General features: G+C 51.7%; 22 protein-coding genes and 1 pseudogene. 6 read left to right on the top strand and 17 right to left on the bottom strand.

What is annotated here, in order from left to right; all coding sequences use genetic code 11:
* The first annotated feature begins 5 nt into the window (after positions 1-5).
* The 4 genes from NA986_RS08110 to NA986_RS08095 are packed head-to-tail and all read left to right on the top strand — an operon-like array spanning position 6 to position 2640.
* Positions 6-584: an ECF transporter S component gene (locus NA986_RS08110; RefSeq protein ID WP_000124001.1), complete on the top strand. Its 579-nt coding sequence runs from the start codon at positions 6-8 to the stop codon at positions 582-584.
* Positions 585-1292 (top strand): energy-coupling factor transporter transmembrane component T, encoded by a 708-nt coding sequence (locus NA986_RS08105; protein WP_020839035.1) that lies wholly within the window; start codon positions 585-587, stop codon positions 1290-1292.
* Positions 1280-1957, top strand: a complete 678-nt coding sequence (locus NA986_RS08100; protein ID WP_001517914.1) for an ABC transporter ATP-binding protein — start codon at positions 1280-1282, stop codon at positions 1955-1957. The genes NA986_RS08105 and NA986_RS08100 overlap by 13 nt, the downstream gene beginning before the upstream one ends.
* The gene (locus NA986_RS08095) at positions 1951-2640 is read left to right on the top strand and encodes an energy-coupling factor ABC transporter ATP-binding protein (protein WP_023216279.1); all 690 of its coding nucleotides are present in this window, start codon (positions 1951-1953) and stop codon (positions 2638-2640) included. The genes NA986_RS08100 and NA986_RS08095 overlap by 7 nt, the downstream gene beginning before the upstream one ends.
* Here the strand turns inward: NA986_RS08095 and NA986_RS08090 are convergent.
* The 7 genes from NA986_RS08090 to tkt form a co-directional block, all read right to left on the bottom strand.
* Positions 2609-3325, bottom strand: coding sequence for a nucleoside/nucleotide kinase family protein (locus tag NA986_RS08090; protein ID WP_023216280.1), 717 nt, complete (start codon positions 3323-3325; stop codon positions 2609-2611). The genes NA986_RS08095 and NA986_RS08090 overlap by 32 nt on opposite strands.
* A complete protein-coding gene (locus tag NA986_RS08085; RefSeq protein ID WP_023216281.1) occupies positions 3322-3831 on the bottom strand; it encodes an MltR family transcriptional regulator in 510 nt (169 codons plus the stop codon). The genes NA986_RS08090 and NA986_RS08085 overlap by 4 nt, the downstream gene beginning before the upstream one ends.
* A 213-nt stretch (positions 3832-4044) precedes the next feature.
* Complete coding sequence (gene glpX, locus NA986_RS08080) at positions 4045-5016, bottom strand: class II fructose-bisphosphatase (RefSeq protein ID WP_023216282.1); 972 nt, start codon at positions 5014-5016, stop codon at positions 4045-4047.
* Positions 5013-6287: a zinc-binding dehydrogenase gene (locus tag NA986_RS08075; RefSeq protein WP_070793832.1), complete on the bottom strand. Its 1275-nt coding sequence runs from the start codon at positions 6285-6287 to the stop codon at positions 5013-5015. The genes glpX and NA986_RS08075 overlap by 4 nt, the downstream gene beginning before the upstream one ends.
* 23 nt (positions 6288-6310) lie before the next feature.
* Positions 6311-7690: a PTS mannitol transporter subunit IICB gene (locus NA986_RS08070; protein ID WP_000400413.1), complete on the bottom strand. Its 1380-nt coding sequence runs from the start codon at positions 7688-7690 to the stop codon at positions 6311-6313.
* A 27-nt stretch (positions 7691-7717) separates the two neighbouring features.
* Positions 7718-8161 carry a PTS mannitol transporter subunit IIA gene (gene cmtB / locus NA986_RS08065; protein ID WP_001518319.1) on the bottom strand — a complete coding sequence of 148 codons (444 nt, stop codon included), beginning with the start codon at positions 8159-8161 and terminating at the stop codon, positions 7718-7720.
* 315 nt (positions 8162-8476) lie between these two features.
* On the bottom strand, positions 8477-10468 hold the full coding sequence (gene tkt, locus NA986_RS08060) for a transketolase (RefSeq protein WP_023193721.1): 1992 nt from the start codon (positions 10466-10468) through the stop codon (positions 8477-8479).
* A gap of 275 nt (positions 10469-10743) precedes the next feature.
* Here tkt and NA986_RS08055 point away from each other — a divergent pair, with 275 nt between their 5' ends.
* On the top strand, positions 10744-11502 hold the full coding sequence (locus NA986_RS08055) for a M48 family metallopeptidase (protein ID WP_000701830.1): 759 nt from the start codon (positions 10744-10746) through the stop codon (positions 11500-11502).
* A gap of 12 nt (positions 11503-11514) precedes the next feature.
* On the opposite strand, the pseudogene NA986_RS08050 reads toward NA986_RS08055, so the two are convergent.
* From NA986_RS08050 to NA986_RS08020, 7 genes and pseudogenes are all read right to left on the bottom strand, one after another.
* Positions 11515-11599 (bottom strand): annotated as a pseudogene (locus NA986_RS08050) (hypothetical protein); the annotation flags it as partial.
* A gap of 3 nt (positions 11600-11602) precedes the next feature.
* Positions 11603-12523, bottom strand: a complete 921-nt coding sequence (speB, locus tag NA986_RS08045; protein ID WP_000105550.1) for an agmatinase — start codon at positions 12521-12523, stop codon at positions 11603-11605.
* A gap of 204 nt (positions 12524-12727) precedes the next feature.
* Positions 12728-13654 (bottom strand): alpha/beta fold hydrolase, encoded by a 927-nt coding sequence (locus tag NA986_RS08040; RefSeq protein ID WP_077957173.1) that lies wholly within the window; start codon positions 13652-13654, stop codon positions 12728-12730.
* Positions 13655-13877: 223 nt separating this feature from the next.
* A complete protein-coding gene (locus tag NA986_RS08035) occupies positions 13878-14372 on the bottom strand; it encodes a YhcH/YjgK/YiaL family protein (protein ID WP_000965537.1) in 495 nt (164 codons plus the stop codon).
* A gap of 38 nt (positions 14373-14410) precedes the next feature.
* Positions 14411-15418, bottom strand: coding sequence for an Ldh family oxidoreductase (locus NA986_RS08030; RefSeq protein WP_000104231.1), 1008 nt, complete (start codon positions 15416-15418; stop codon positions 14411-14413).
* 13 nt (positions 15419-15431) lie between these two features.
* Positions 15432-16448 carry a zinc-binding alcohol dehydrogenase family protein gene (locus tag NA986_RS08025; RefSeq protein ID WP_000853913.1) on the bottom strand — a complete coding sequence of 339 codons (1017 nt, stop codon included), beginning with the start codon at positions 16446-16448 and terminating at the stop codon, positions 15432-15434.
* Between the two features lie 2 nt (positions 16449-16450).
* Complete coding sequence (locus NA986_RS08020; protein ID WP_000379532.1) at positions 16451-17923, bottom strand: mannitol dehydrogenase family protein; 1473 nt, start codon at positions 17921-17923, stop codon at positions 16451-16453.
* Between the two features lie 498 nt (positions 17924-18421).
* On the opposite strand from NA986_RS08020, the gene NA986_RS08015 reads away from it, so the two are divergent.
* Complete coding sequence (locus NA986_RS08015; protein ID WP_302622586.1) at positions 18422-18610, top strand: hypothetical protein; 189 nt, start codon at positions 18422-18424, stop codon at positions 18608-18610.
* A 314-nt stretch (positions 18611-18924) separates the two neighbouring features.
* Here the strand turns inward: NA986_RS08015 and NA986_RS08010 are convergent, their stop codons facing one another.
* The 3 genes from NA986_RS08010 to speA all read right to left on the bottom strand — a co-directional run bounded on the left by NA986_RS08010 (position 18925) and on the right by speA (position 22731).
* A complete protein-coding gene (locus NA986_RS08010; RefSeq protein WP_001576357.1) occupies positions 18925-19725 on the bottom strand; it encodes a FadR/GntR family transcriptional regulator in 801 nt (266 codons plus the stop codon).
* A gap of 153 nt (positions 19726-19878) precedes the next feature.
* Positions 19879-20610, bottom strand: a complete 732-nt coding sequence (locus tag NA986_RS08005; protein ID WP_000032793.1) for a hypothetical protein — start codon at positions 20608-20610, stop codon at positions 19879-19881.
* A 144-nt stretch (positions 20611-20754) separates the two neighbouring features.
* On the bottom strand, positions 20755-22731 hold the full coding sequence (speA, locus tag NA986_RS08000) for a biosynthetic arginine decarboxylase (RefSeq protein WP_001278580.1): 1977 nt from the start codon (positions 22729-22731) through the stop codon (positions 20755-20757).
* Positions 22732-22733: the final 2 nt, after the last annotated feature.

The raw sequence follows: 22733 nt of genomic DNA, 5'->3' as shown, positions 1-22733 counted from the left end.
ACTTTATGGCGCGTCGCCCGTTTTCCAGCCAGTCTCTGGTGCTGATTGTCATCGCTATTGCCATCAATATGATTGGCGGACAGCTTATTAGCATGTTGAAGCTGCCTATTTTTCTCGACTCGATCGGCACCTTAATTAGCGCGGTACTGTTAGGACCGTTCATCGGTATGTTGACTGGGCTTCTGACCAACTTGCTGTGGGGGCTGCTTACCGACCCTATCGCTGCCGCGTTTGCCCCGGTAGCGATGGTTATCGGTCTGGTCGCCGGGTGGCTGGCGCGCGCAGGCTGGTTTCGTACCCTGCCCAAAGTGATCGTCAGCGGGGTCGTCATTACGTTAGCGGTGACGCTGGTCGCCGTACCGCTTCGTACCGCGCTTTTTGGCGGCGTTACCGGTAGCGGCGCTGATTTGTTCGTCGCCTGGATGCATTCAATGGGCCAAAACCTGGTGGAGTCAGTCGCGATTACCGTCATAGGCGCTAATCTGGTCGATAAAATTCTGACGGCGATCATCGTTTGGGTGCTGCTGCGTCAGCTACCGTTACGTACGACACGGCATTTTCCTGCGATGTCAGCCGTACGCTAAATGCATCCGTTTACCTCGTTAACCTTATGGGCGTTGGCGGCCTGCACCACGCTGCTACTCCCTGCGCAGACCGTGCTCCCGGTTTATAGCGCGGCGGCCTTCCTCTGTCTGCTGGCGCTGAAATCAACGCGGCGGCGGGCGAAGTATGTCGCCTGGCTGATGCTGTCTTTAGGGTTTGGGCTATGGCTGGTACATGGCGGTTGGCTAACGGAATGGATAAGCGGGCAGCCTCGCGATCCGCAGCGCTGGATATATGCCGTTACGCTATGGCTACGCCTGCTGGCGATCGTGTCGACGTCGCAGCTATGGATGCAGTATGTGCCGGTTCAGCGGTTTATTCGCGCCCTGTTCGCTTCACGTCTGCCACCCGGCATCGCGTACCTGTTCGCTGGCCCGCTGCTGGTCGTCGAACAACTCAAACGACAACTGACGATCGTTCATGAAGCCCAGCGCGCGCGCGGCGTACCGCTGGATGAAGGCTGGTATCAGCGGCTACGGGCAATGCCTGCGCTGATCGTGCCGCTTACGCAAAATGCGCTTAACGATCTGACAATACGCGGCGCGGCGTTGGATATGCGGGGGTTTCGGCTGCATCGAGCCCGAACCACGCTGTGGGCGCCGAAAGATAGCATGTTACAGCGGGTTGCGCGGTATGGCATGGTACTGCTAATACTGGCGGAAGCGGGAGTATGGATATGGTTACGTTAGAGCAGTTTCGTTATCTTCCGTCCGATGCGACACGCCCGCCGGCATGTTTTGATTTTCACTATTCAACGCCCGGAATAGTGGCGATAGTCGGCGATAACGGCAGCGGAAAAAGTACGCTGGCGCAACTGATGGCTGGCTGGTATCCGGATTATCTCCCCGGTGATATTGACGGCACAGGCTTACTGCTTGGCGTCCCTATCGGGCGGCTCCCGCTGGTAGAACAGTCGCCCACCATCCAGTTGGTGCAGCAATCGCCATATTTACAGCTTTCCGGCTGTACCTTTAGCGTAGAGGAAGAGGTGGCGTTTGGCCCGGAGAATCTCGGCCTCCATGAAGCGGAAATTCTACGGCGCATTGACGAGGCGCTGACTCTGACAAACTGCCAGTCGTTACGCCATCGTCATCCCGGCACGCTCTCCGGCGGCGAAACGCAGCGGGTAGTGATTGCCAGCGCGCTTGCCATGCAGCCCAGATTATTAGTTCTTGATGAAGCCTTCAGTCGACTGACCTCAGCGGCCACCGGGACGCTGCTGGAACGGTTACAACAGTGGGCGCTGGAACGTCATTCTCTCATTGTGCTTTTTGAGCGTAATCACTTTCCTTTTCTGACGCGATGCCAGCGGGTATGGCAATTGCGCGACGGAGCGCTAACCCCATTATGTTGACGTTAAATCAGGTCGCTTATCGCTGGCCAGATGCCGCAACCGACTGTCTGCACGCTATCTCGCTTGAACTTCGTGACGGCGAATGGCTGGCGTTGACCGGCGATAACGGCGCGGGAAAATCAACGCTGTTACGGATTATGGCCGGCCTGCTTTCCCCCACTTCCGGCTCGGTAACGCTTAATGGAGAGCCGATTGCGCAGCTTAAAAATCGTCAACGCGCCGCCGCTATCGGCGTACTCTTTCAGGAAGCGGAAAACCAGATTTTCCACAGCAATGTCGCACAAGAGGTCGCTTTTGGGCTGAAACTACAACGCTTATCGGCAGAGGAAATTTCACGGCGCACGCAGGCCGCGCTGAGGTTATGCCAGCTAACGGACGTCGCCGAGGCACACCCGCTTGATCTGCACGCCGCACAGCGCCGGATGGTGGCGGTCGCCAGTCTGGAGGCGATGGCGCCGCCGGTGTTATTACTGGATGAACCCAGCCGGGATTTTGACGCCCACTGGCTAACCGTATTTGAACACTGGCTGGCGACATGCCGGGCACGGGGAACCAGCGTCGTGGCGATTAGCCATGACGCTGCGTTTACCCGGCGTCATTTTTCACGGGTGGTACGGCTGCATAATGGCGCGATAACGCCGCGTAACATCATTAAGGACACGCCATCCGATATTCGCCCGTAGAGGTCATTTCCAGCATGAGATCGGCTGGCAGGCTACTTTCCAGCACCCGGCGCACATTTGGGCCGTCGGTGCGTTCATAAAAGGTTTCCGCCTCCGCCTGTGATAATCCTCCCGCCAGTTTACGTCCAATCAACCGGGCGCGTAAGGTTTCCGCCGGGGCGCGAATAAATAATGAGAAATCGCAAAACTCCGCTAACGCGCGCCATCTGTCGTCATCACGCAGGAGCCAGTTTCCTTCCACAATCACGATCGGCGCCGTGACCACAACAGCGTGTTCCACCGGGTCGTGCCGCTGTCGGTCGTACTGCGGCCAGGTCGCTTCGCCAGCCCGCACCAGACGCAGATTTTCCGCCAGCTTATCAACGTCAAAGGTTTCCGGCGCGCCTTTACAGGCACGTAAATGATGCGCCTCCAGCCAGCGGTTATAGTAATGAAAGCCATCCATGGGAAGCGTTTGAATTTCCGGCAGGCCAGCATCCTGACGAGAGAGATATTCCCAGAAGGTGGTCAGCGTGGATTTGCCTGTGCCGGGCGGCGCGCTAAGAAAAACGATGGTACGGCGCTCAGGTTTAGCGGCATGTATTTTATCCAGTTGTTGCAGTAAGGGCTTGTGAACCTTCTCTATTTCATCATCATGATAATGTGCTTCAACGTGCAGCCCATTAACCGTTAATGCGATTTTCACGGCGTTAATTCCTTTAAAATTGACGTTACCGCCAGCGCCATCGCCGTTTTGACCATACCGGTAAAGCGCACCTCAGACCACGCGGCGAAGTCGGCAAACTTCATCGACTCCAGCGCGCCATATAAGGGCGCATTACGGGTAATACAGTTAACGTTACTGATGAAGTCCCAGGTAATGTCGTCGGCAAAACCGGGAATCGCGTCCTGTTCATGCAGGTACTGATAAAACTGAGAAAAATGGGTGATGTCAGCGTAGAGCCATTTATCCATTTTCCCCAGCGCATAAATCAGACGTAATGCAACGTCGATATCGTCAAGCGGCCCGCTTTGGGCGAGTAACGGCTTCACTGCATATTCCACAATTTCTTCATCATTATCGACAAACAGCGACGGCAGAAAGCGCTTAATGCCCTGGAGCAAAATGTTATGTGCCGTCGTCATAAACGAAAGTAAATTATTTTGAGCATCCAGTTGCTCAAGCACATCGTCTTCTGTCAGCGTCGTCATTTGTGTCCCGATATACTCATCGTCTTTCAAGCTACAGGTGGGCGTGGACTTGCCACCGTCCTTTATCCTGAAAAGCCCAGAGTATATACCCTAAATAATTCGAGTTGCAGACAAGCGGCAAGAGAGAGAACCACCAGGAGCTTACATGAGTAAGTGACTGGTGTGAACGCGCGTCGCCAACGTACTTGCAACGTGAAGAATGACGGGGATAAGTCACCATGAATGCAGAGAGTCTATAATATTACACGTTCGATCTGCGCTACCGATCAGTAAAGTTTGCGTGCGCACACCGTTCGCAACCCGTTGGATCCCGTTAACCAGATCGCCGCCCGTAACGCCCGTCGCGCTAAAGAGAATGTTATTACCGGCAGCCAGCTCGTCAAGGGAGTAGACGCGGTTAACCGCAACGCCCATTTCTTCGCAGCGTTGACGCTCCTGTTGCGCCACCAGGCGGTTGTCAGTGTTGTCCCCTTTCGCTTCACAAAAGTCGAGCAGCTCCGCCTGCATATCACCGCCCAGCGCTTTTACCGCACAGGCGGAAATTACGCCTTCAGGCGCGCCGCCAATGGTATACATCAGATCATAAGGGTTATCCTGCAAACAGGTCAGGACGCTGGCCGCCACATCACCATCGGGGAGAGCGAATACCTTAACCCCAAGTTGCGTCGCCTGTGTAATGGCCGGTTTCAGCCGCGGTTTATCTAACGTGACCATACGCATATCCTCCAGCGGCTTATTTAGCGCCCTGGCGACATTTCGCAGGTTATCGGTTAACGATAACGCCAGATTGATCACGCCTTTCGCCTGCCGATTTACAACCAGCTTTTTCATATACATATCGGGCGCATGTAACAAGCTGCCCCGGGGCGCAAACGCCATGACGGCCAGCGCATTACTTTGTCCCATGGCGACCATTCGGGTGCCTTCTATAGGATCGACGGCGATATCCACCTCCGGCCCCTCGCCGTTACCCACCTCCTCGCCAATCCACAGCATGGGCGCATGATCGATTTCCCCCTCGCCGATGACGATCCGCCCACGGATGGCGATATCATTCAATGCCTGTCGCATCGCGGTAACAGCCAGCCCATCAATTCTGTTCTTATCGCCGCATCCGGTTTGCGGCCAGGCAGCCAGTGCTGCCTGCTCCGTAATGCGAAATAGCGGCCATGCCAGAGACATCATGCCGCCTCCCCGATATCCACGCCAAATTGCGCCAGCAGGTATCTTTCCGCTTTTTCGTTCCAGATGCCGTGCGTCTCTTCAACCAGACGCGCCAGCTCCCTGAACAACGGATCCGTTTTTCCTTTTTCGGCGAAATCAGTAATCGCCGTCAGCGGCATGGTGACGCCGTTATAGATAAGCTTCTTACCGCCGGGAATATCCGGCAGGTTGAGTACGGTGTCCGGTACTGCATCCAGCCCACCAATATGCGTCACCATGAATGAAGGTTGGAGCTGTCCTGTTGCGCTTAACGTAATAGCCTCTTTCATATCATCCGTGGAGCCGCCGGATGTCCCTACAACATGGGTACTGTTGTAATGCACATTGTAAAAATTAAACGGTACCTTGAACTGGCTATCTGTCGGCCCGGCAAAGAAATTCAGGCAACCGTCTTCGGCGAGAAGATCGTCAGCCATTTCAACGACGGACGGAACGGCGGCATAAACAAAGACATCATCAAATCCTGCGCCATCGGTTAATGTCCGAAGTTGCGCAGCAGGATCAACCATGCCCGCGGTATTCACATAGATAAGCTCAATGCCTTTCTCGGCGGCCTGTTTGACCGGCAGCAGTTTTTTCACCTGCGCCAGGCGGGCTTCATCGATATCTACCACCACAACTCGCGCCGGCTGGATCCCGCCGTTAATGGCATAATCAATCGCGCCAATGCCCATCGGTCCGGCACAGGCCAGGAGCGCGATATTACCGCCGGGTTTGACTCCCATCCGATGTTCATAAACATAAGGTGTTGTATGGTAATTGGCGTTATAAGCGCCAATAATGCAGCACATCGGTTCCGCCAGCGATGCCGCGGCAAAATATGAGCCGTGATACGGTAAAACACAGCCCAGATTAATCGCTACTTCCGGGATTATCATGTACGTGGCGTTACCGCCAAAATATTCGTAACTGTAGCCAGCAGAATAACCGCTCGGCAGGCCCATCGCCGGTTGTAAAACAAAACGCTGTCCTTTTTTATATTTATCAGTCAGATTTTTTCCTACTTCGACGATAATTCCGGCACATTCATGACCCGTAATGACTGGATGATTTTCCAGGTCATCTGGCACTCGTTTATGTTCACTACCTAATAAAGCGGCTTTCCAGGTAGAGAGACATACGCTGTCGGAAATTACGCTTACGAGCAGTTCATTCTCCGTAATGTCAGGTAATTCAAACTCACGGATACGGACATCCCGCTTGCCATATATAGCAGCTACTTTCGTTTTCATATTTACTCCAGAAACCTGAAATATTAATTCGATGTCAAATGGTTAAATAAATCATCAAGACACGGATCGCCAATATAGTTTTTAATAAGTATTAAGGGCTTATCGCTGACTCGCTTAACCCGTCCTTCAAGGCTGGCGTGGGTAACGATAATATCGGCATCATCCGGTACATTTTCGATAGCGTAATGTTTAACGTCGATAGTCAGGCCCGCCTTTTCCAGACGTCGGCGGAACGTTGTGGCGCCCATTGCGCTGGAGCCCATCCCCGCATCGCAGACAAAGGCGATACGTTTCACGTCGCGATATGAAAAATTGCCTTCTTGCTTCATGGCTTTCACCGCTTTAGCGGAATCACTAAAAGTATCTTCGCTGTCGGCTTCGCTACTTTTTTCCATTTTCAAAATGAAAGCGGTGATAATAAAGGTCACTGCCGTTCCCGCCGTTACGCCAGCAATCGTAGCAAGGAAAGAACCTTTCGGCGTCAGCGCCAGGTAAGCGAAAATTGACCCCGGGCTTGGCCCTGCAACCAGGCCGCCATCCAGCAGGTTAAACACCCATGTTCCGCTCATCCCGCCGGCAATCATGGCGATGAGTGTTAATGGCTTCATCAGCACATAGGGGAAATAGAGCTCATGAATCCCGCCGAGGAAATGGATAATCATGGCGCCAGGCGCAGATTTCTTTGCCATTCCTTTGCCGAATAGCGTAAAGGCAAGCAGCAAACCTAAGCCAGGCCCCGGGTTAGAGGCCACCATAAAGAAAATGGACTTTCCGGTTTCCGACGCCTGTTGCATTCCCAACGGATAATAAACGCCCTGATCGATGGCATTGTTCAAAAAGAGGATTTTTGCCGGTTCATTGATTAAAGACAGCAGCGGCAGATAGCCCGCATGTACCAATGATTCAATACACTCCTTCACAAAGTTATTGGCAATAAGTACCGCCGGACCAATCACTTCAAAACCCAGCAGGCACAAAATCATCCCGGCGATACCCAGCGAGAAGTTATTAATCACCATCTCAAAACCGGCGGGAATCCGCTTTTCCAGCAACCGATCAATATATTTAATGACCAGACCGCCGAGAGGCCCCATAATCATTGAGCCAAGAAACATGGGGATGTCAGCGCCGATGATAACGCCAATGGTGCCAATTCCCCCCATCACGGCGCCACGCTTTCCACCGACCAGATGTCCACCGGTAGAACCAATCATCACCGGCAGTAAATAAGTAATCATCGGGCCGACAATTTTGGCGAAATGCTCATTTGGCATCCATCCGGTTGGAATAAATAATGCAGTGATAAAACCCCAGGCAATAAAAGCGCCGATATTGGGAATGACCATCGCGGTCAAAAAGCCCCCAAAAGCCTGGACCTTTGCACGAGCAGACTTGTGTTCCATATTAATATCCTGTAAAGGAGAGAATAATTATGCGCGAGCTATAATATCCGCCAGCTCTTTTTCTGATTTCGCAGCTAATAACGCCGCTAAAACATCCTCTTCACATAATAGTTCGCTTAACGCCTGGATAGCGCCAATATGTGAATCTGAATCTGCTGCTGACAGGCCGATTAATAATTTTATGCCGTCATCCTCGTCAGTAAACTGCACATCCTGCCTGAGCAATGTTAATGACATCCCGGTTTTTAACGCGCCGCATTCGGGGCGAGCATGAGGCATCGCGACACCAGGTGCCAGAATATAGTAAGGACCATTACTGATTGTTGAATCTTTGATAGCCTGAATATAATTTTCATTTATATAACGATTAGCCAAAAGGGATGACATGGAAAAATCAACAGCTTCCTGCCAATTTTGTGCCAATGGTCTTATTGTAATAGATGCTTCAGGAAAATAATCTATTAACCGCATAAACTATCCTTATTTTATTTTTAGGGTACAACCTGTCGTTAAAAATAAAATACGCGGGCGGCAAAATGAAATCAATCCAGGCGAAAAAGCGAGCGCTTAAAATGACATGATTATAATTTATCTATAAAACAACCTGTTATAGATATAAAAATAAAAAGCAAGTTTCATTTTGTGATTCTCATTGCAAATTCAATAAATAATAAAATATCAAAATTGTGATAAAACTCACAAATAAAACCTTGTTAGCGATAAAATAAATGCATCTAAAAATAAAAACGGGTCGCCGAAGCGACCCGTTTTATGCCGTATTAAGGATTACAGCAGCGCTTTCGCTTTGGCGATCACGTTGTCCACCGTGAAGCCAAACTCTTCAAACAGCAGCTCTGCCGGGGCGGATTCACCGAAGGTGGTCATCCCGACAATAGCGCCGTTCAGGCCGACGTATTTGAACCAATAGTCAGCGATACCCGCTTCAATCGCCACACGCGCAGAGACCGCCTTCGGCAGCACGGATTCACGGTAAGCCGCATCCTGCTTGTCGAACGCGTCGGTGGACGGCATGGAAACCACGCGCGCCTTCACGCCTTCGGCAGTCAGTTTTTCGTAAGCGGCAACCGCCAGCTCAACCTCTGAACCGGTCGCAATGAAGATAATCTGCGGCTGGCCCACACAATCTTTCAGTACGTAACCACCGCGGGCGATATTCGCCAGTTGCTCTTCAGTACGTTCCTGCTGCGCCAGGTTCTGACGGGAGAGGATCAGCGCGGTTGGGCCATCCTGACGCTCTACGCCATATTTCCACGCCACCGCGGATTCCACCTGGTCGCACGGACGCCATGTGGACATGTTCGGCGTTACGCGCAGGCTTGCCACCTGCTCGACCGGCTGGTGCGTCGGGCCATCTTCGCCCAGACCGATGGAGTCGTGGGTGTACACCATCACCTGACGTTGTTTCATCAACGCTGCCATACGCACTGCGTTACGGGCATATTCGACGAACATCAGGAAGGTGGAGGTGTACGGCAGGAAACCGCCGTGCAGGGCGATACCGTTGGCGATAGCGGTCATACCGAATTCGCGCACACCGTAATGAATGTAGTTACCTGCGGCATCTTCGTTAATCGCTTTCGAACCGGACCACAGGGTCAGGTTAGACGGTGCCAGGTCAGCGGAGCCGCCGAGGAATTCCGGCAACAGCGGACCGAAGGCTTCGATGGCATTCTGGGACGCTTTGCGGCTGGCGATTTTGGATGGATTCGCCTGCAGTTTAGCGATGAACTCATTCGCTTTCGCATCGAAGTCAGCCGGCATGTCGCCTTTCATACGACGAGTGAATTCAGCAGCTTCCTGCGGGAAAGCTTTCTCATAAGCCGCGAATTTCTCATTCCATGCAGACTCTTTCGCCTGGCCGGCTTCTTTCGCATCCCACTGGGCGTAGATTTCAGACGGGATTTCGAACGGCGCGTACTTCCAGCCCAACTGTTCGCGGGTCAGCGCGATTTCCGCGTCGCCCAGCGGCGCGCCGTGGGAATCGTGGGTACCCTGTTTGTTCGGCGAACCGAAGCCGATGATGGTTTTGCACATCAGCAGGGACGGTTTGTCAGTCACGGCGCGAGCTTCTTCCGTGGCGCGTTTAATGGCGTCGGCATCGTGACCGTCAATGCCACGGATAACGTGCCAGCCGTAGGCTTCAAAACGTTTCGCGGTGTCATCGGTGAACCAGCCTTCAACGTGACCGTCGATGGAGATACCGTTGTCATCATAGAACGCGATCAGTTTGCCCAGTTTCAGAGTACCAGCCAGAGAGCACACTTCGTGAGAAATGCCTTCCATCATGCAGCCGTCACCCATAAAGACGTAGGTGAAGTGGTCAACGATGTCGTGGCCAGGACGGTTAAACTGCGCCGCCAGAGTTTTCTCGGCAATCGCCATCCCGACAGCGTTGGCAATACCCTGACCCAGCGGGCCAGTAGTGGTTTCAACGCCAGCGGTGTAGCCCACTTCCGGGTGACCAGGGGTTTTTGAATGTAGCTGACGGAAATTCTGCAGCTCGGACATCGGCAGGTCATAACCGGTGAGGTGCAGCAGGCTGTAAATCAGCATTGAGCCGTGGCCGTTGGACAGCACGAAGCGGTCGCGGTCGGCCCAGGACGGGTTGGTCGGGTTGTGGTTCAGGAAATCACGCCACAGGACTTCGGCAATGTCAGCCATACCCATCGGGGCACCCGGGTGACCGGATTTGGCTTTCTGTACTGCGTCCATGCTCAGCGCACGAATAGCATTGGCAAGCTCTTTACGTGAGGACATTTTGACTCCAGATCGGATGTTGAAAGGCCATGCCCGTAACGACTTGACGACAGCGCGTTTTGGGCTACGCCGGAAGATTTGCCAACAATTTACCCCAAGCCGCGCGTCATGTACATGGAACATCCTTTTACCGCTTCAGAAATCTCCGGATCGTGCTCGCATGTTGCGCAATTAGCTAACTTGCCTGCCACGCTTTTCTTTATACTTAACCCAGGCGCTAATTCATCTGCAACGGGCGCATTTCAAAATAATATTAATTCGTATGGAAGAGAAAAATGAAAATTCGCGCTTTACTGCTTGCTTTGGGCATGGCGACGGTGCTGACCGGTTGCCAGAATATGGACTCTAATGGACTGCTTTCTTCGGGTGCTGAAGCTTTTCAGGCCTATACGTTAAGCGATGCGCAGGTAAAAGCGCTGAGCGATCAATCCTGTCAAGAGCTCGACAGCAAAGCGAAAATCGCGCCGGCGAGCAGCGAATACACTAAACGACTGGCAAAAATTGCCGCCGCGCTGGGGGATAACATTAACGGCCAGCCGGTGAACTATAAGGTTTACGAGACGAAAGACGTCAACGCGTTTGCCATGGCGAACGGTTGTATCCGCGTCTACAGCGGACTGATGGATATGATGACCGACAACGAAGTTGAAGCCGTGATCGGCCATGAAATGGGCCATGTCGCGCTGGGTCATGTAAAGAAAGGGATGCAGGTCGCGCTGGGCACTAACGCCGTTCGTGTTGCGGCGGCATCGGCAGGAGGAGTGGTCGGCAGCCTGTCGCAATCACAGCTTGGCGATCTTGGCGAAAAACTGGTGAACTCGCAGTTCTCCCAGCGTCAGGAGTCCGAAGCGGATGATTATTCTTACGATCTGTTGCGCAAACGCGGTATCAGTCCGGCAGGACTCGCCACCAGCTTTGAGAAACTGGCAAAACTGGAAGCGGGTCGTCAAAGCTCAATGTTCGACGATCACCCGGCGTCCGCCGCACGCGCACAGCATGTGCGCGATCGTATGAGCGCAGACGGGATCAAATAATCCCCGAACAGTGCCGGATGGCGGCGTGAACGCCTTATCCGGCCTACAAGCATCAATCAGCTGTAGGCCGGATAAGCGCAGCGCCATCCGGCAAAACAACTTACTCGCCTTTCTTCGCCGCCTGGATATAGAGCATTTCTAATGCCAGCGTCGCGGCCGCCAGAGCGGTGATCTCCGACTGATCGTAAGCCGGCGCGACTTCCACTACATCCATACCGACAATGTTCAGATCTTTCAGACCGCGTACCAGTTTAATGGCGCGATCGGAGGTCAAACCGCCGATCACCGGCGTACCGGTGCCAGGCGCAAACGCCGGGTCCAGACAGTCGATATCAAAGGTCAGATAGACCGGCATATCGCCGACGATCTGTTTCACCTGAGCGAGAATATCATCCACGCCGCGATCGTTGACCTGGCAGGCATCCAGCACGGTAAAGCCATTGTCTTTGTCAAACTCAGTGCGAATACCGATCTGTACCGAATGATGCGGATCGATCAGGCCTTCTTTCGGCGCGGTGTAGAACATCGTGCCGTGATCGAATTCGCAGCCGTTAGCGTAGGTATCGGTATGCGCGTCAAAATGTACCAGCGCCATTTTGCCAAAATGTTTCGCGTGGGCGCGCAGCAGCGGCAGCGTGACGAAGTGGTCGCCGCCGAAAGAGAGCATACGCTTGCCTGCAGACAGCAGTTTTTCAGCGTGCGCCTGTAATTTTTCGCTCATTTCACGGGCATCGCCAAACGCATACACCAAATCGCCGCAGTCCACGACGTTCAGGCGCTCGCGCATGTCAAAATTCCACGGGAAACGGTGATGTTCCCAGGCGAGGTTGGTCGACACCTGACGGATCGCCGCCGGGCCATGACGGCCGCCAGCGCGACCGGACGTTGCCATATCAAACGGTACGCCAGTGATCACCCAGTCGGCATCGCTGTCATACGGCTGGAAGTTCATTGGCAGACGTAAAAAACCAAACGCATTAGAAACCAGTGAGTTATCGTACTGATGACCTAAGGTGCTCATGGCAAAAACCTCTTCTTAGTCAATATAAAAAAACCCTCCCGCGTCGTTAGGCCCGACGAGGAAGGGTTTGAATTTGTTTACGGCTCAAAGTTTACTCTGACAGACCGCATTATTGAAGTCAGTTTAGCCAGGTACAGTAGACAACGCCCGAAAAAAATATATATCCAGCGCAAATCAGTAGGCTCATACGTCCATCGCGGCCAGTTAAGAGGCCTTAGGGATTTGCCGCTGTAAAAACTCAAGCACTAATGCGTAAAACAGCGGTGTTTTTCCTGGCGTCTGGAAAATGGCGTGACCGCTACCGGGAATGAGGGTCATCTCCGCCTGAGGCAGCAGCCGGTACAGCTCGGTAACTTCTTCAACGGTGAAAAATTCATCCCGGTCGCCGTCCAGTAATAGCACAGGAATGTGGATTTTTTTCACCTCTTCTTCCGCCAGCGATGTGGGCGTTGTCCACATTGGCCAGACACCTTTGAGGAACGTGCGCCAGTAGTCTTTTTGCTCTGGATGATGCATGTTCTGATAAAATTTAACCATCCCGGGCGCATCCGAAGCCATTTTATCCAGATCGCGATCCGTCAATTGCCCCTGAGGCATTCCTTTACCATAAAAAATTTCCATCCCCTGCATGTAATGGGCCGTAGCAAAGCGATGCGTTGCGCCGCCGACGATAGCAGCGCGCGCTAGATCCGGGTATCGGCTGGTTAACTTCAGAACGACCATGCCGCCATCGCTGTAACCCATCACCAGCGGTTTTTCCAGCTTCAGCGCTTTAACAAAAGCCGCCATATCTTCCGCCATCAGATCATAGCTAAACGTTCCTTGCGGGTTATTGGTTAATCCATGTCCACGACTGTCCGGCATGATGACGCGAAAATATCGAGATGCTTCTTTCGCTAATCCCTGCCAACTTTTCGCCGTCAGACCACCACCGTGAATCAACAGCAGCGGAGGCCCCTCGCCCTCTTCAACGTAATGAATTTTGATACCATTCGCTTCCACAAATTTATCTTTGTCCATCGTTGTTGCTGAAGCATTTATTAAAAATATAATATTGATAATAAAAATAAATGCGAATTTAAAAATATGATTCATAACACCTCGCCAATCACTTTCCGTGTAAAAGACCATATTATTCAGGTTGAACAAAAAACAATATCAAAATCGATTCGTATCATTTTCACTTATTTACCGTGGAGACCCCGCATCATCTTTTTACAGAACGTAAAAAGCCTTTCCGCGATTAGCCTCAACGCGAAAAGGCTCTGAAGTCAGAAAAGTGCCACCTTATTCATTCTGGCTATAATTCAGGATGACTTGAAGGTCTCTTCCTGAATTGCATTTGGCGCTTTCTTTATTCCTTCGTCTGACAGGGCAAGCTTGACTCGCTAAATGCCGTGGCCGGAATTTTCACAATCGCTTTTTTAACCGGCGCAGGTTTACCACGCGTACAAAGCGGACGGTGGATCTGGTTGGGATAAAAAAGCGCGAAATCGCCAGGATTTAATGTAACGAACTGCTCATTAGCGACACATTCAGGAAAGATGATGTCATCAGGAAGATGCTCAAGCTCCTTTATCCTGGTATCAATTTTATTGGAATAGCCAATCTCCTCATAACCGCTTAGTAAAATCTGAACATCGATATATTTTTTATGAAGTTCAGCTTTGCGGTTTAACGAAGAGTGCGTTTCTCCTTCGCTTATCATAAGAAATGATTCCGGGAAAGAAAGTTCATATCTACCAGCAGGCTGGTCTTCAGCTATCTTCACCGCTTCGATGATAAGTTTTTTAATAATGTGGTTAACGTAAGGTAATAAAGTAAGCTGCTCTATATTTCCATATAGCATACTATAGTTATCCTAAATAATGGTCGTGATTATAATTATCAGCCAATCAGGTACTGGTAAATACCCTCAGCCACAGGAATACCTTCTTTTAAACATTTTTCTTTATAGGCGATTTGCGGATCGTTTGGCGCCAGCACTTTATCAACACCGGGCATCGGTTTTACAGCCCTTAGCTCATTGACCATTGTGCTCATTATTGAGGAAAACAGCGGATTGCCCAACATCTGCGGATCAATAACGATAACCAGACTCGCTAACTTGCGCATCTTGTCATAGTCGCCATACATCCGAACAATATGGTTGCTAAAGTTTGCCCCCATCAGGACGCCCGTGAGCGCATCAATCGCCAGGGCAATACCAGAACCTTTGTGTCCGCCAAAGGGCAGCAGATTTTCAATTTTATGCGGATCGGTAGTGATATGTCCCTCTTTATCCAGCGCCAGACCATGACCTATTGGTTTCCCGGTTTCTTTGGCGTGCAGAATTTTACCAAACGCAATGGCGCTGGTCGCCATATCGACGATCATCGGATGGCTGTCTTTAACGGGGAAGCCGAAGGCGATTGGGTTAGTCCCCAGAAAGCGCTCCGCGCCGCCATACGGCGCAACGCAGGTATCCGTTTGCGTCATGGCGATAGCCACCATTCCCTGGCTTGTCGCCTGCTCAATAAACCACGAGAGCGCGCCGCAGTGGGACGTATTTTTGACGCTGACGAAGCCCAGCCCCGTCTCTCTTGCCAGACTAATAGCGTGGTCTGTCGCCTTTATCAGCGCGCAGTGTCCCATTCCATCATCAGAGTCCAGAATAGCGACAGAAGGCGAAATCTGTTCGATGCTGAATGTTGCTTTTGGATTGAGCCCGCCTGCGTTCAGGCGGGTACAATAGTGCTCTACGCGAATAACGCCGTGGGAGTGAACGCCGGTAATATCGGCATGAACCAAAACGTCGGCTACCTGCTGCGCCGTTTGCGCGTCAAGGCCCGCCTGGGTGAGTTTATTAAACGCCAGCGCTTTCAATTCATTTTCTTTGACTAATATTGTTGACATAACTATCCCGCTATTAAAATTTGATAACGCCTTTAACCAATTTTTTGTTTTCTACCACGTTCTTCTGGTACTGGTTGCCGAACGTATAGAAATCGAATTCCTGGTTTTTCATCATTGTTTCGCTAATAGCGCCCTGAGCCATTAGCTCAATGACACATTCGAAGTCTTCCCGCGTCGCGTTACGGCTGCTCAATAGCGTGGTCTCTTTTTTATGGAAGGTCGGATCGTCAATGACGAGCTCGCCGATATACAGCCCGATGAAGACGATTTTTCCGCCGTGACGAATCAGATCGACAGCGCGGCTCATGGAGGATTTATTGCCGGTGGCATCAAGCACAGTGCCGGCTAATTCACCGGAGAAACAGGCTTTCAGCGCATCAATATAGTCGTCTGACGACGGATCGAGCGTTGCAACGCCTACCTTTTCGGCTACCAGACGACGGCGTTCGGCGTCAATATCAGCTACCGCGACGCGAGCGCCTTTGGCTTTTGCTATCGCGGCGGCGGCCAGCCCAATCGGCCCGGCGCCGACCACCACAATGTTTTGCTGCGGCTTCACGTCAGCGCGGCGTACTGCGTGGGCGCTGATGGCGAAACACTCAACCAGCGCGCCCGCGCTGTCGGTGAGGTTATCCGACAGTTCAACCAGATTTTGTTCACGAACGGCCAGATATTCGCTAAAGCCGCCGTCCTGGTGAACGCCATACAGCGAGACGTTCTCACAGCAGTTGGTTTTTCCTTCCCGGCAGGCTGCGCAAGCGCCGCAAGGAATACAGGGAATAACGCTATAGCGTTGGCCGACCTTCGCCGTGCTGCACGATTTACCCAACATTTCCGCCACGCCGCAAATTTCATGACCCAGCACGCGCGGATAGGCAAAAAAGGGCTGGCGGCCGGCAAACGCATGGATATCGGTGCCGCAAATACCAACCGCTTTAATTTTTAACAGTACTTCATCGTCTTTTAAATGAGGAATATCCCTTTCAATGTATTCAATATTTCCCGGATTATTACAGATAAGCGTTTTCATACTTAACCCTTTGAAGATAAACGGTGAATGGTGGCCGTGACGCCATGTAACTCAATATGGTTAAAGGCCTGCTGAATGTCGTTTAAAAAGTCTGCGTTGTCGCCGGCCAGCGTTCCAAAGATGCTATTTATCTGCAGCAAAGACAGCGCTTGTTCCCATCGCGTGTTTTTATTTTTAATAGCCGCATTGAAGGTATCATTGAGCGGGTCGGCCACACTCTGCCCCTGAGAGAGGGTATTAATGACGTAATGGAGCCAGCCCGCAATCAGCGTCGCTAACGCCCTGCCCTTAACGCCGCGCGCCTGAAGCGTCAGATAAGGATCGACGGCCCGCTGAGGCAGCTTCTGAGAACCGTCCATCGCAATCTGTCCGGTCTTATGTTTAATGTTCGGGTTGCTGAATCGCTCAATGAGCAACTGCGCATATTGATGTACATCTACCGCCAAATTCGGGCGCAGCGATTTTGCCTGCTCTTCCGTCATTAAATGATGTACGGCGGTTTTAAAAGCGTCGTCTTCCATGCACTGATAGATAAACTCATATCCAGCCAGGCTGCCGTTATAGGCGAGAAACGAATGGCTGCCATTCAGCATACGAAGTTTCATTTCTTCATAGGGAAGCACGTCCGAGACGAACATCGCCCCTGCTTTATCCCAGTCAGGACGACCGGCAACGAAATTATCTTCGATAACCCACTGACGGAAATCCTCGCATACGATGCCGCAGGGATCGGCAAAACCGATCTGGTCTTTAATCATGTCAAATTGCTCTGGCGTCATTGCCGGCACGATGCGATCGACCATGGTGCCAGGAAAGGTGACATGCTTCGCTATCCAGGCCGCCAGTTGCGGATCAAGATTATCGGCAAACGTAACGATCGCCGTTTTGGTCAAATGACCGTTTTCCGGAATGTTATCGCACGACAGTACACTAAACGGGGGAAGCCCTTGCTGGCGGCGTATCCGTAGCGCTTCGACGATCAGTCCGAGTGCTGACCGGGGATGTTCAGGATCGGCAAGATCGTGTTTGATGAGCGGATGGCTGAGATCGAGCGTTCTGGACCGCGGATCGGTGCAGTAACCTTTTTCCGTTATCGTCAACGAAACAATTTTTACCTGCGGCTCAGTCAGCTTCTCGATCGCCGCCTGAATACCTGACTTCGGCGTATGCAACGCGCCGGTGACGGTACGAACCAGGCGACTGTTGATGGCGCTGGCTGACGTTTCCACCACTGAAAACAGCCCCTGTTGCGCATTTAGCGCATCCACCAGCTCCGCATCGCCGAACAGATTCAGTTCAAAAATCCCCCAGCGGTTGCCGGTTATCTCATTCGTGAGATCGTTATAAACAGCCTGATGACCACGGTGAAAGGCGCCAAATCCAATATGTACGATGTTGGCTTCCATTCCCTGACGTGAATAAGTCGTTTTGAATTGGTGCCTTGCGGCGTCTAACTGGCGAGCTATGGTGTCCATGAATTTTTCCCACTCCTGTTTTGTTTACCAATTCTGCTTAAACAGCATACCAAACCTGATAATTTGTCTAGTGAATTAATGAGCTCAATTTATTATCAGCATCAACGTTAACCTAAGAACATCAGTTACGGTTTTGATCATCCGGGTCGCTGCTAAAGCGATGAGGAGTAAGCCGCCTTTAGACGTAATTGGCAAATTAATCCATTGATTGAACACAGGAAAAAATTGATGAAGACGCAGATTAGGTACGTTGAAACAAAGCTTTCAAAGCCCCTCTGGCCGAGGTCTTAGTTGACGCGAAACATGGCATAATAGCCATTTCGAACTGGTAACCACGACGATTACGCTGGAAGACGGTTCAACTGGCACCGGATATTCCTATACCGGCGGAAAGGGAGGGTATGCAATTAAAGCGATGATCGACCACGATCTTGCCCCGGTACTGTCAGGGAAAGAGGCGCTGCGATTGACGATATCTATGACTTTATGGAATAGCATATGCACTATGTGGGTTGCGGAGGCATCGCGTCGTTTGCGATGTCTGCGATGTCTGCGATGTCTGCGATGTCTGCGATGTCTGCGATGTCTGCGATGTCTGCGATGTCTGCGATGTCTGCGGTGGATATCGCCCTTTGGGATTTGAAAGGCAAACGTGAAAAACTGCCGCTGTGGAAAATGGCTGGTTGAAGGCGGCGCGTCTGTCGACGAATGGCGGTCGTTTGGTATGCTCGCTCGGTATGCAGGAATTACACGTCAGACTGGTTTCCGCATTCGAGACTGGCTGACTGGAGGTTCACAGTTTCCCGATCGATCAATATACCAAACATCCGCTGGTGGTCGACAATTATCGCGCCGTGGCACCGGACACCTACGGCATTGGCGTAGAGTTTGACTGGGATAAGCTGAGCGTTTACGAAGCCTGATTCCCTCTCTCCGGGCTTGTTTTTGGCGGCAGGCCCGGTTAATCGCTGACAAAAATGTCATCCGCCTGAAAATAGCCGTCAGGTGGCGAAGAAAAAATCATCAAAATCTTCCAGCGAATCATCCTGTTGGAAGATTTTTACCAGCTCATTTTTACTGTTTTCAAGATGGGTCCACGAGGCCTGTCTGGCCTGCTCAGCATCGCGTTTTTGCAATGCAAGGAAGATACTACGGTGATCTTCCACCCATTTCATTCTTAACTCTTTCTTATGTAAATACTTATAGTTTAACTGCTTCCAGCGCGGATTTTCGGTCCTGACAGCCCGCCACAGCTCGGCAGATTGTTTCATTAATACACGATTTTGCGTGGATTCCGCGATGATATTGTGGAACTGGCGATCCAGTTCTTCAAATTTGTCGCTGTCGCCGCCAATCTGCTTTTCCTGCTGCTCAATAATACGCTTAAGCTGCTTAAGTTCATTAAATCTTATTTGCGTAGCGGCAAAACCGGTGATGTTGCTTTCGATGACCTGCCGGGCCTGTAGCAATTCAAAGGGGCCAATGTCTGAGTAAGGCAAGAGCGCTTTTTGATTGATTTTCTCCAGACTATCAATAAAGTAAGTGCCTGCGCCTTGCTTAACCTCTACCACTCCCTTCAGCTCAAGCATAATAATCGCCTCACGAATCGTCGTGCGGCTGGTTTGAAAACGCTCGCTGAGTTCTCTCTCCGCCGGAAGTCGCTCGCCAGCTTTAAATACCCCTGAATAGAGTAGTTCTTCTATTTGCAGCCCTATATCAAAATAGCGCCGCTTGGTTAAAATTTGTTCCATGCACATACCTATGTAGACAGCAATTGCTCCACTTGAGGGTAGTGTAAACAAATCCTAATGTTTATGGTAAACAATTTCCCTGCCAGAGAGTGGTCGTTTCTTTCCCGCAACCTACGGCTATGCGCGTCACACAGTCCTTCCCCACCAGACTCGGCAGGAAAGGCGCTGATTCCCATAACGCATATTTGACGTTTGATGCCGGGTTTATTTGCGGCAGGGCGGCGGCGCATACCCGTTATTGTCCGCCGGGAAAGCCTGCGAGGAACAAGGCGGTAGCGTATTTGTTGCTTTACCCTGCAATGCAAAAGCGGCAAAGCCAATGACGCCGATGTTGCGTACGTCGCCCTGCGCGGAGTGGGCCGCATAAGCGTCAGCTACGTCGGCGAACTGGAATGCCGCCTCAGTGTGTTTATCTTTGCGAAACCCTTTAATCGCCAGTGAATCGCCGGCGTTAACAATATAGCCATGATGATTCAGCGAGCCTGCTTTTCCGTTCAACACGTCCAGGCCATCAACCGTTGCGACGATTTCGTAATTGGTATCATGACTGTAATTACGAATATATAACTGATAGTTCATCCCTGATCTTGCAGGAATACTATATTGCCATTGTCCCATTGATGCGTTGTAGCGACGAGTAATTGGAATCGAATTAAAATTAGCGTCGCGCACAGCATATTCAAGATCGCTGATACGTATACTATAAACTTTATCGTAACCTGACGGATATTGAGTGGAGTAATTTATTATCACCATTTCGGCAGGTTCTCGATCGGCACGTTCTACCGAAACGCTTTGTACCGATGAATGCACGTCGCCGCCCCAGGCGGTGCCGACGTCGGATGAAGAGCCATTATTAGATTGCATTCCGCTGGAACAACCGCCTAACAGCAAAAACAAGCCAACAATGACGGCATTAAATTTAAATTTGCTCATACTCATACCCCTTTTTAATTATTAGGGGGATTGTAGGCCCATAAAATCACATAGAGAAGCGGCACCGCTGATAATTAAGAATTTATAAAATATAAAAGGGTCGACTTAAATAATTAAATCGACCCACAAGCGGAATACTCTTAATTACTCATCTTCAAGATAAGTATAACCGTACAGTCCCGCTTCAAATTCCTCAAGGAACTGCTGCTGCAACGCATCGTCCAGATCCGTCTGTTTTACCTGGTCGCGGAAATGCGTTAACAGCGTTTTCGGATCCAGTTGCACATATTGCAGCATATCCGCAACGGTATCGCCTTCGTCCGACAGCTCAACCTCGACGCTACCATCCGGGAAGACAAACACGTCAACCGCTTCAGTATCGCCAAACAGGTTGTGCATGTTACCGAGGATCTCCTGATAGGCGCCGACCATAAAGAAACCGAGCATCGGCGGATTCTCTGGATCGTATTCCGGCATCGGCATCGTCGTGGCGATACCGTCGCCATCGATATAGTGGTCAATAGCGCCATCGGAATCACAGGTTATATCCAGCAGCACGGCACGACGTTCCGGTACCTGATCTAACCCTTCCAGCGGCAGTACCGGGAAGAGCTGATCGATTCCCCACGCGTCCGGCATTGACTGGAACAGCGAGAAGTTGACGTACATTTTGTCCGCCATTCGCTCTTGCAGTTCGTCGATAATCGGACGATGCGCACGGTTTTGCGGGTCCAGTTGCTTCTGCACTTCATGGCACATGCTGAGATAAAGTTGCTCCGCCCAGGCGCGCTCCTGCAAACTAAACGCGCCGGAAGAGTAGCCGATATGAATATCGTGCAGATCCATTTGGCTATCATGCAGCCATTCACGCAGCGAGCGGCGGGTGCCTGGCTTATGCATCTCCTGCCAGGTTTCCCACAGATTTTGCAGCGCGCGCGGCGCATCTTCAGCAGGGGCTGTCGGATCCGTGTATTCGTTACGCTCCACGCCGATAATGTTAGAGACCAGTACCGTATGGTGCGCAGTGACGGCGCGGCCAGACTCGGTAATCACCGTCGGATGCGGTAAACCATGCTCTTCGCAGGCATCGCCAATCGCCCAGATGATGTTATTGGCATATTCGTTCAGGCCATAGTTCACCGAACAGTCGGACTGCGAGCGGGTACCTTCATAATCCACGCCCAGACCGCCGCCCACGTCGAAGCACTGGATATTAACGCCCAGCTTATGCAGCTCAACATAGAAACGCGCGGACTCGCGCACGCCGGTCGCGATATCGCGAATGTTCGCCATCTGCGATCCCAGGTGGAAGTGCAACAATTGCAGACTGTCCAGACGCCCGGCGTCACGCAGGGTCTCCACCAGTTGCAGCACTTGGGTCGCCGCCAGGCCGAATTTTGATTTTTCGCCGCCGGAGGATTGCCACTTACCGGACCCCTGAGAGGCCAGACGCGCACGCACGCCCAGGCGAGGAACCACGTTCAGGCGCTCGGCCTCTTCCAGCACAATCGCGATTTCAGACATCTTTTCGATGACCAGATAAACCTTATGGCCCATCTTCTCGCCAATCAACGCCAGCCGAATGTATTCACGGTCTTTATAACCATTACAGACGATCACGCTACGGGTCATGCCGGCATGCGCCAGCACCGCCATCAATTCCGCTTTTGACCCCGCTTCCAGCCCCAACGGTTCACCGGAATGGATAAGGGACTCGATCACGCGGCGATGCTGATTGACCTTAATCGGATAAACGAGGAAGTAGTCGCCGTTATAACCGTAAGATTCACGCGCACGCTTAAACGCCGCGTTAATTGAACGCAAACGGTGTTGCAGGATCTGTGGGAAGCAGAACAGCGCCGGCAAACGCTGGCCTTGCGCTTCGCGCGCTTTCACCAGTTTGGCAAGATCGACACGCGCTTCCGGTACGTCGGGATCGGGGCATACGCTAATATGGCCCAGCTCGTTGACGTCGTAGTAGTTATTGCCCCACCAGGCAATATTGTAAGTGCGCAGCATCTTGCTGGCTTCCTGGGAGCTCATTGCAACCTCCTGCATGGAGCGTAGTACACCCTGTTCGCCTGCTGACGAAGGCGAACCCATAGACATGTCGTCAGACATAG

It is taken from the genome of Salmonella sp. NW177 (genome assembly GCF_051811585.1).
In the GTDB taxonomy this organism is placed as follows: domain Bacteria; phylum Pseudomonadota; class Gammaproteobacteria; order Enterobacterales; family Enterobacteriaceae; genus Salmonella; species Salmonella enterica.
This window is presented reverse-complemented; position numbering and strand designations above follow the sequence as displayed.

Excerpts from the sequence above, each read along its gene's own strand:
- NA986_RS08110 (WP_000124001.1), top strand. The coding sequence starts at position 6 with ATGGCGCGTCGCCCGTTTTCCAGCCAGTCTCTGGTGCTGATTGTCATC.
- NA986_RS08105 (WP_020839035.1), top strand. The coding sequence starts at position 585 with ATGCATCCGTTTACCTCGTTAACCTTATGGGCGTTGGCGGCCTGCACC.
- NA986_RS08100 (WP_001517914.1), top strand. The coding sequence starts at position 1,280 with ATGGTTACGTTAGAGCAGTTTCGTTATCTTCCGTCCGATGCGACACGC.
- NA986_RS08095 (WP_023216279.1), top strand. The coding sequence starts at position 1,951 with ATGTTGACGTTAAATCAGGTCGCTTATCGCTGGCCAGATGCCGCAACC.
- NA986_RS08085 (WP_023216281.1), bottom strand. The coding sequence starts at position 3,831 with ATGACGACGCTGACAGAAGACGATGTGCTTGAGCAACTGGATGCTCAA.
- glpX (WP_023216282.1), bottom strand. The coding sequence starts at position 5,016 with ATGATGTCTCTGGCATGGCCGCTATTTCGCATTACGGAGCAGGCAGCA.
- NA986_RS08075 (WP_070793832.1), bottom strand. The coding sequence starts at position 6,287 with ATGAAAACGAAAGTAGCTGCTATATATGGCAAGCGGGATGTCCGTATC.
- NA986_RS08070 (WP_000400413.1), bottom strand. The coding sequence starts at position 7,690 with ATGGAACACAAGTCTGCTCGTGCAAAGGTCCAGGCTTTTGGGGGCTTT.
- cmtB (WP_001518319.1), bottom strand. The coding sequence starts at position 8,161 with ATGCGGTTAATAGATTATTTTCCTGAAGCATCTATTACAATAAGACCA.
- tkt (WP_023193721.1), bottom strand. The coding sequence starts at position 10,468 with ATGTCCTCACGTAAAGAGCTTGCCAATGCTATTCGTGCGCTGAGCATG.
- NA986_RS08055 (WP_000701830.1), top strand. The coding sequence starts at position 10,744 with ATGAAAATTCGCGCTTTACTGCTTGCTTTGGGCATGGCGACGGTGCTG.
- speB (WP_000105550.1), bottom strand. The coding sequence starts at position 12,523 with ATGAGCACCTTAGGTCATCAGTACGATAACTCACTGGTTTCTAATGCG.
- NA986_RS08040 (WP_077957173.1), bottom strand. The coding sequence starts at position 13,654 with ATGGTCTTTTACACGGAAAGTGATTGGCGAGGTGTTATGAATCATATT.
- NA986_RS08035 (WP_000965537.1), bottom strand. The coding sequence starts at position 14,372 with ATGCTATATGGAAATATAGAGCAGCTTACTTTATTACCTTACGTTAAC.
- NA986_RS08030 (WP_000104231.1), bottom strand. The coding sequence starts at position 15,418 with ATGTCAACAATATTAGTCAAAGAAAATGAATTGAAAGCGCTGGCGTTT.
- NA986_RS08025 (WP_000853913.1), bottom strand. The coding sequence starts at position 16,448 with ATGAAAACGCTTATCTGTAATAATCCGGGAAATATTGAATACATTGAA.
- NA986_RS08020 (WP_000379532.1), bottom strand. The coding sequence starts at position 17,923 with ATGGACACCATAGCTCGCCAGTTAGACGCCGCAAGGCACCAATTCAAA.
- NA986_RS08015 (WP_302622586.1), top strand. The coding sequence starts at position 18,422 with ATGCACTATGTGGGTTGCGGAGGCATCGCGTCGTTTGCGATGTCTGCG.
- NA986_RS08005 (WP_000032793.1), bottom strand. The coding sequence starts at position 20,610 with ATGAGCAAATTTAAATTTAATGCCGTCATTGTTGGCTTGTTTTTGCTG.
- speA (WP_001278580.1), bottom strand. The coding sequence starts at position 22,731 with ATGTCTGACGACATGTCTATGGGTTCGCCTTCGTCAGCAGGCGAACAG.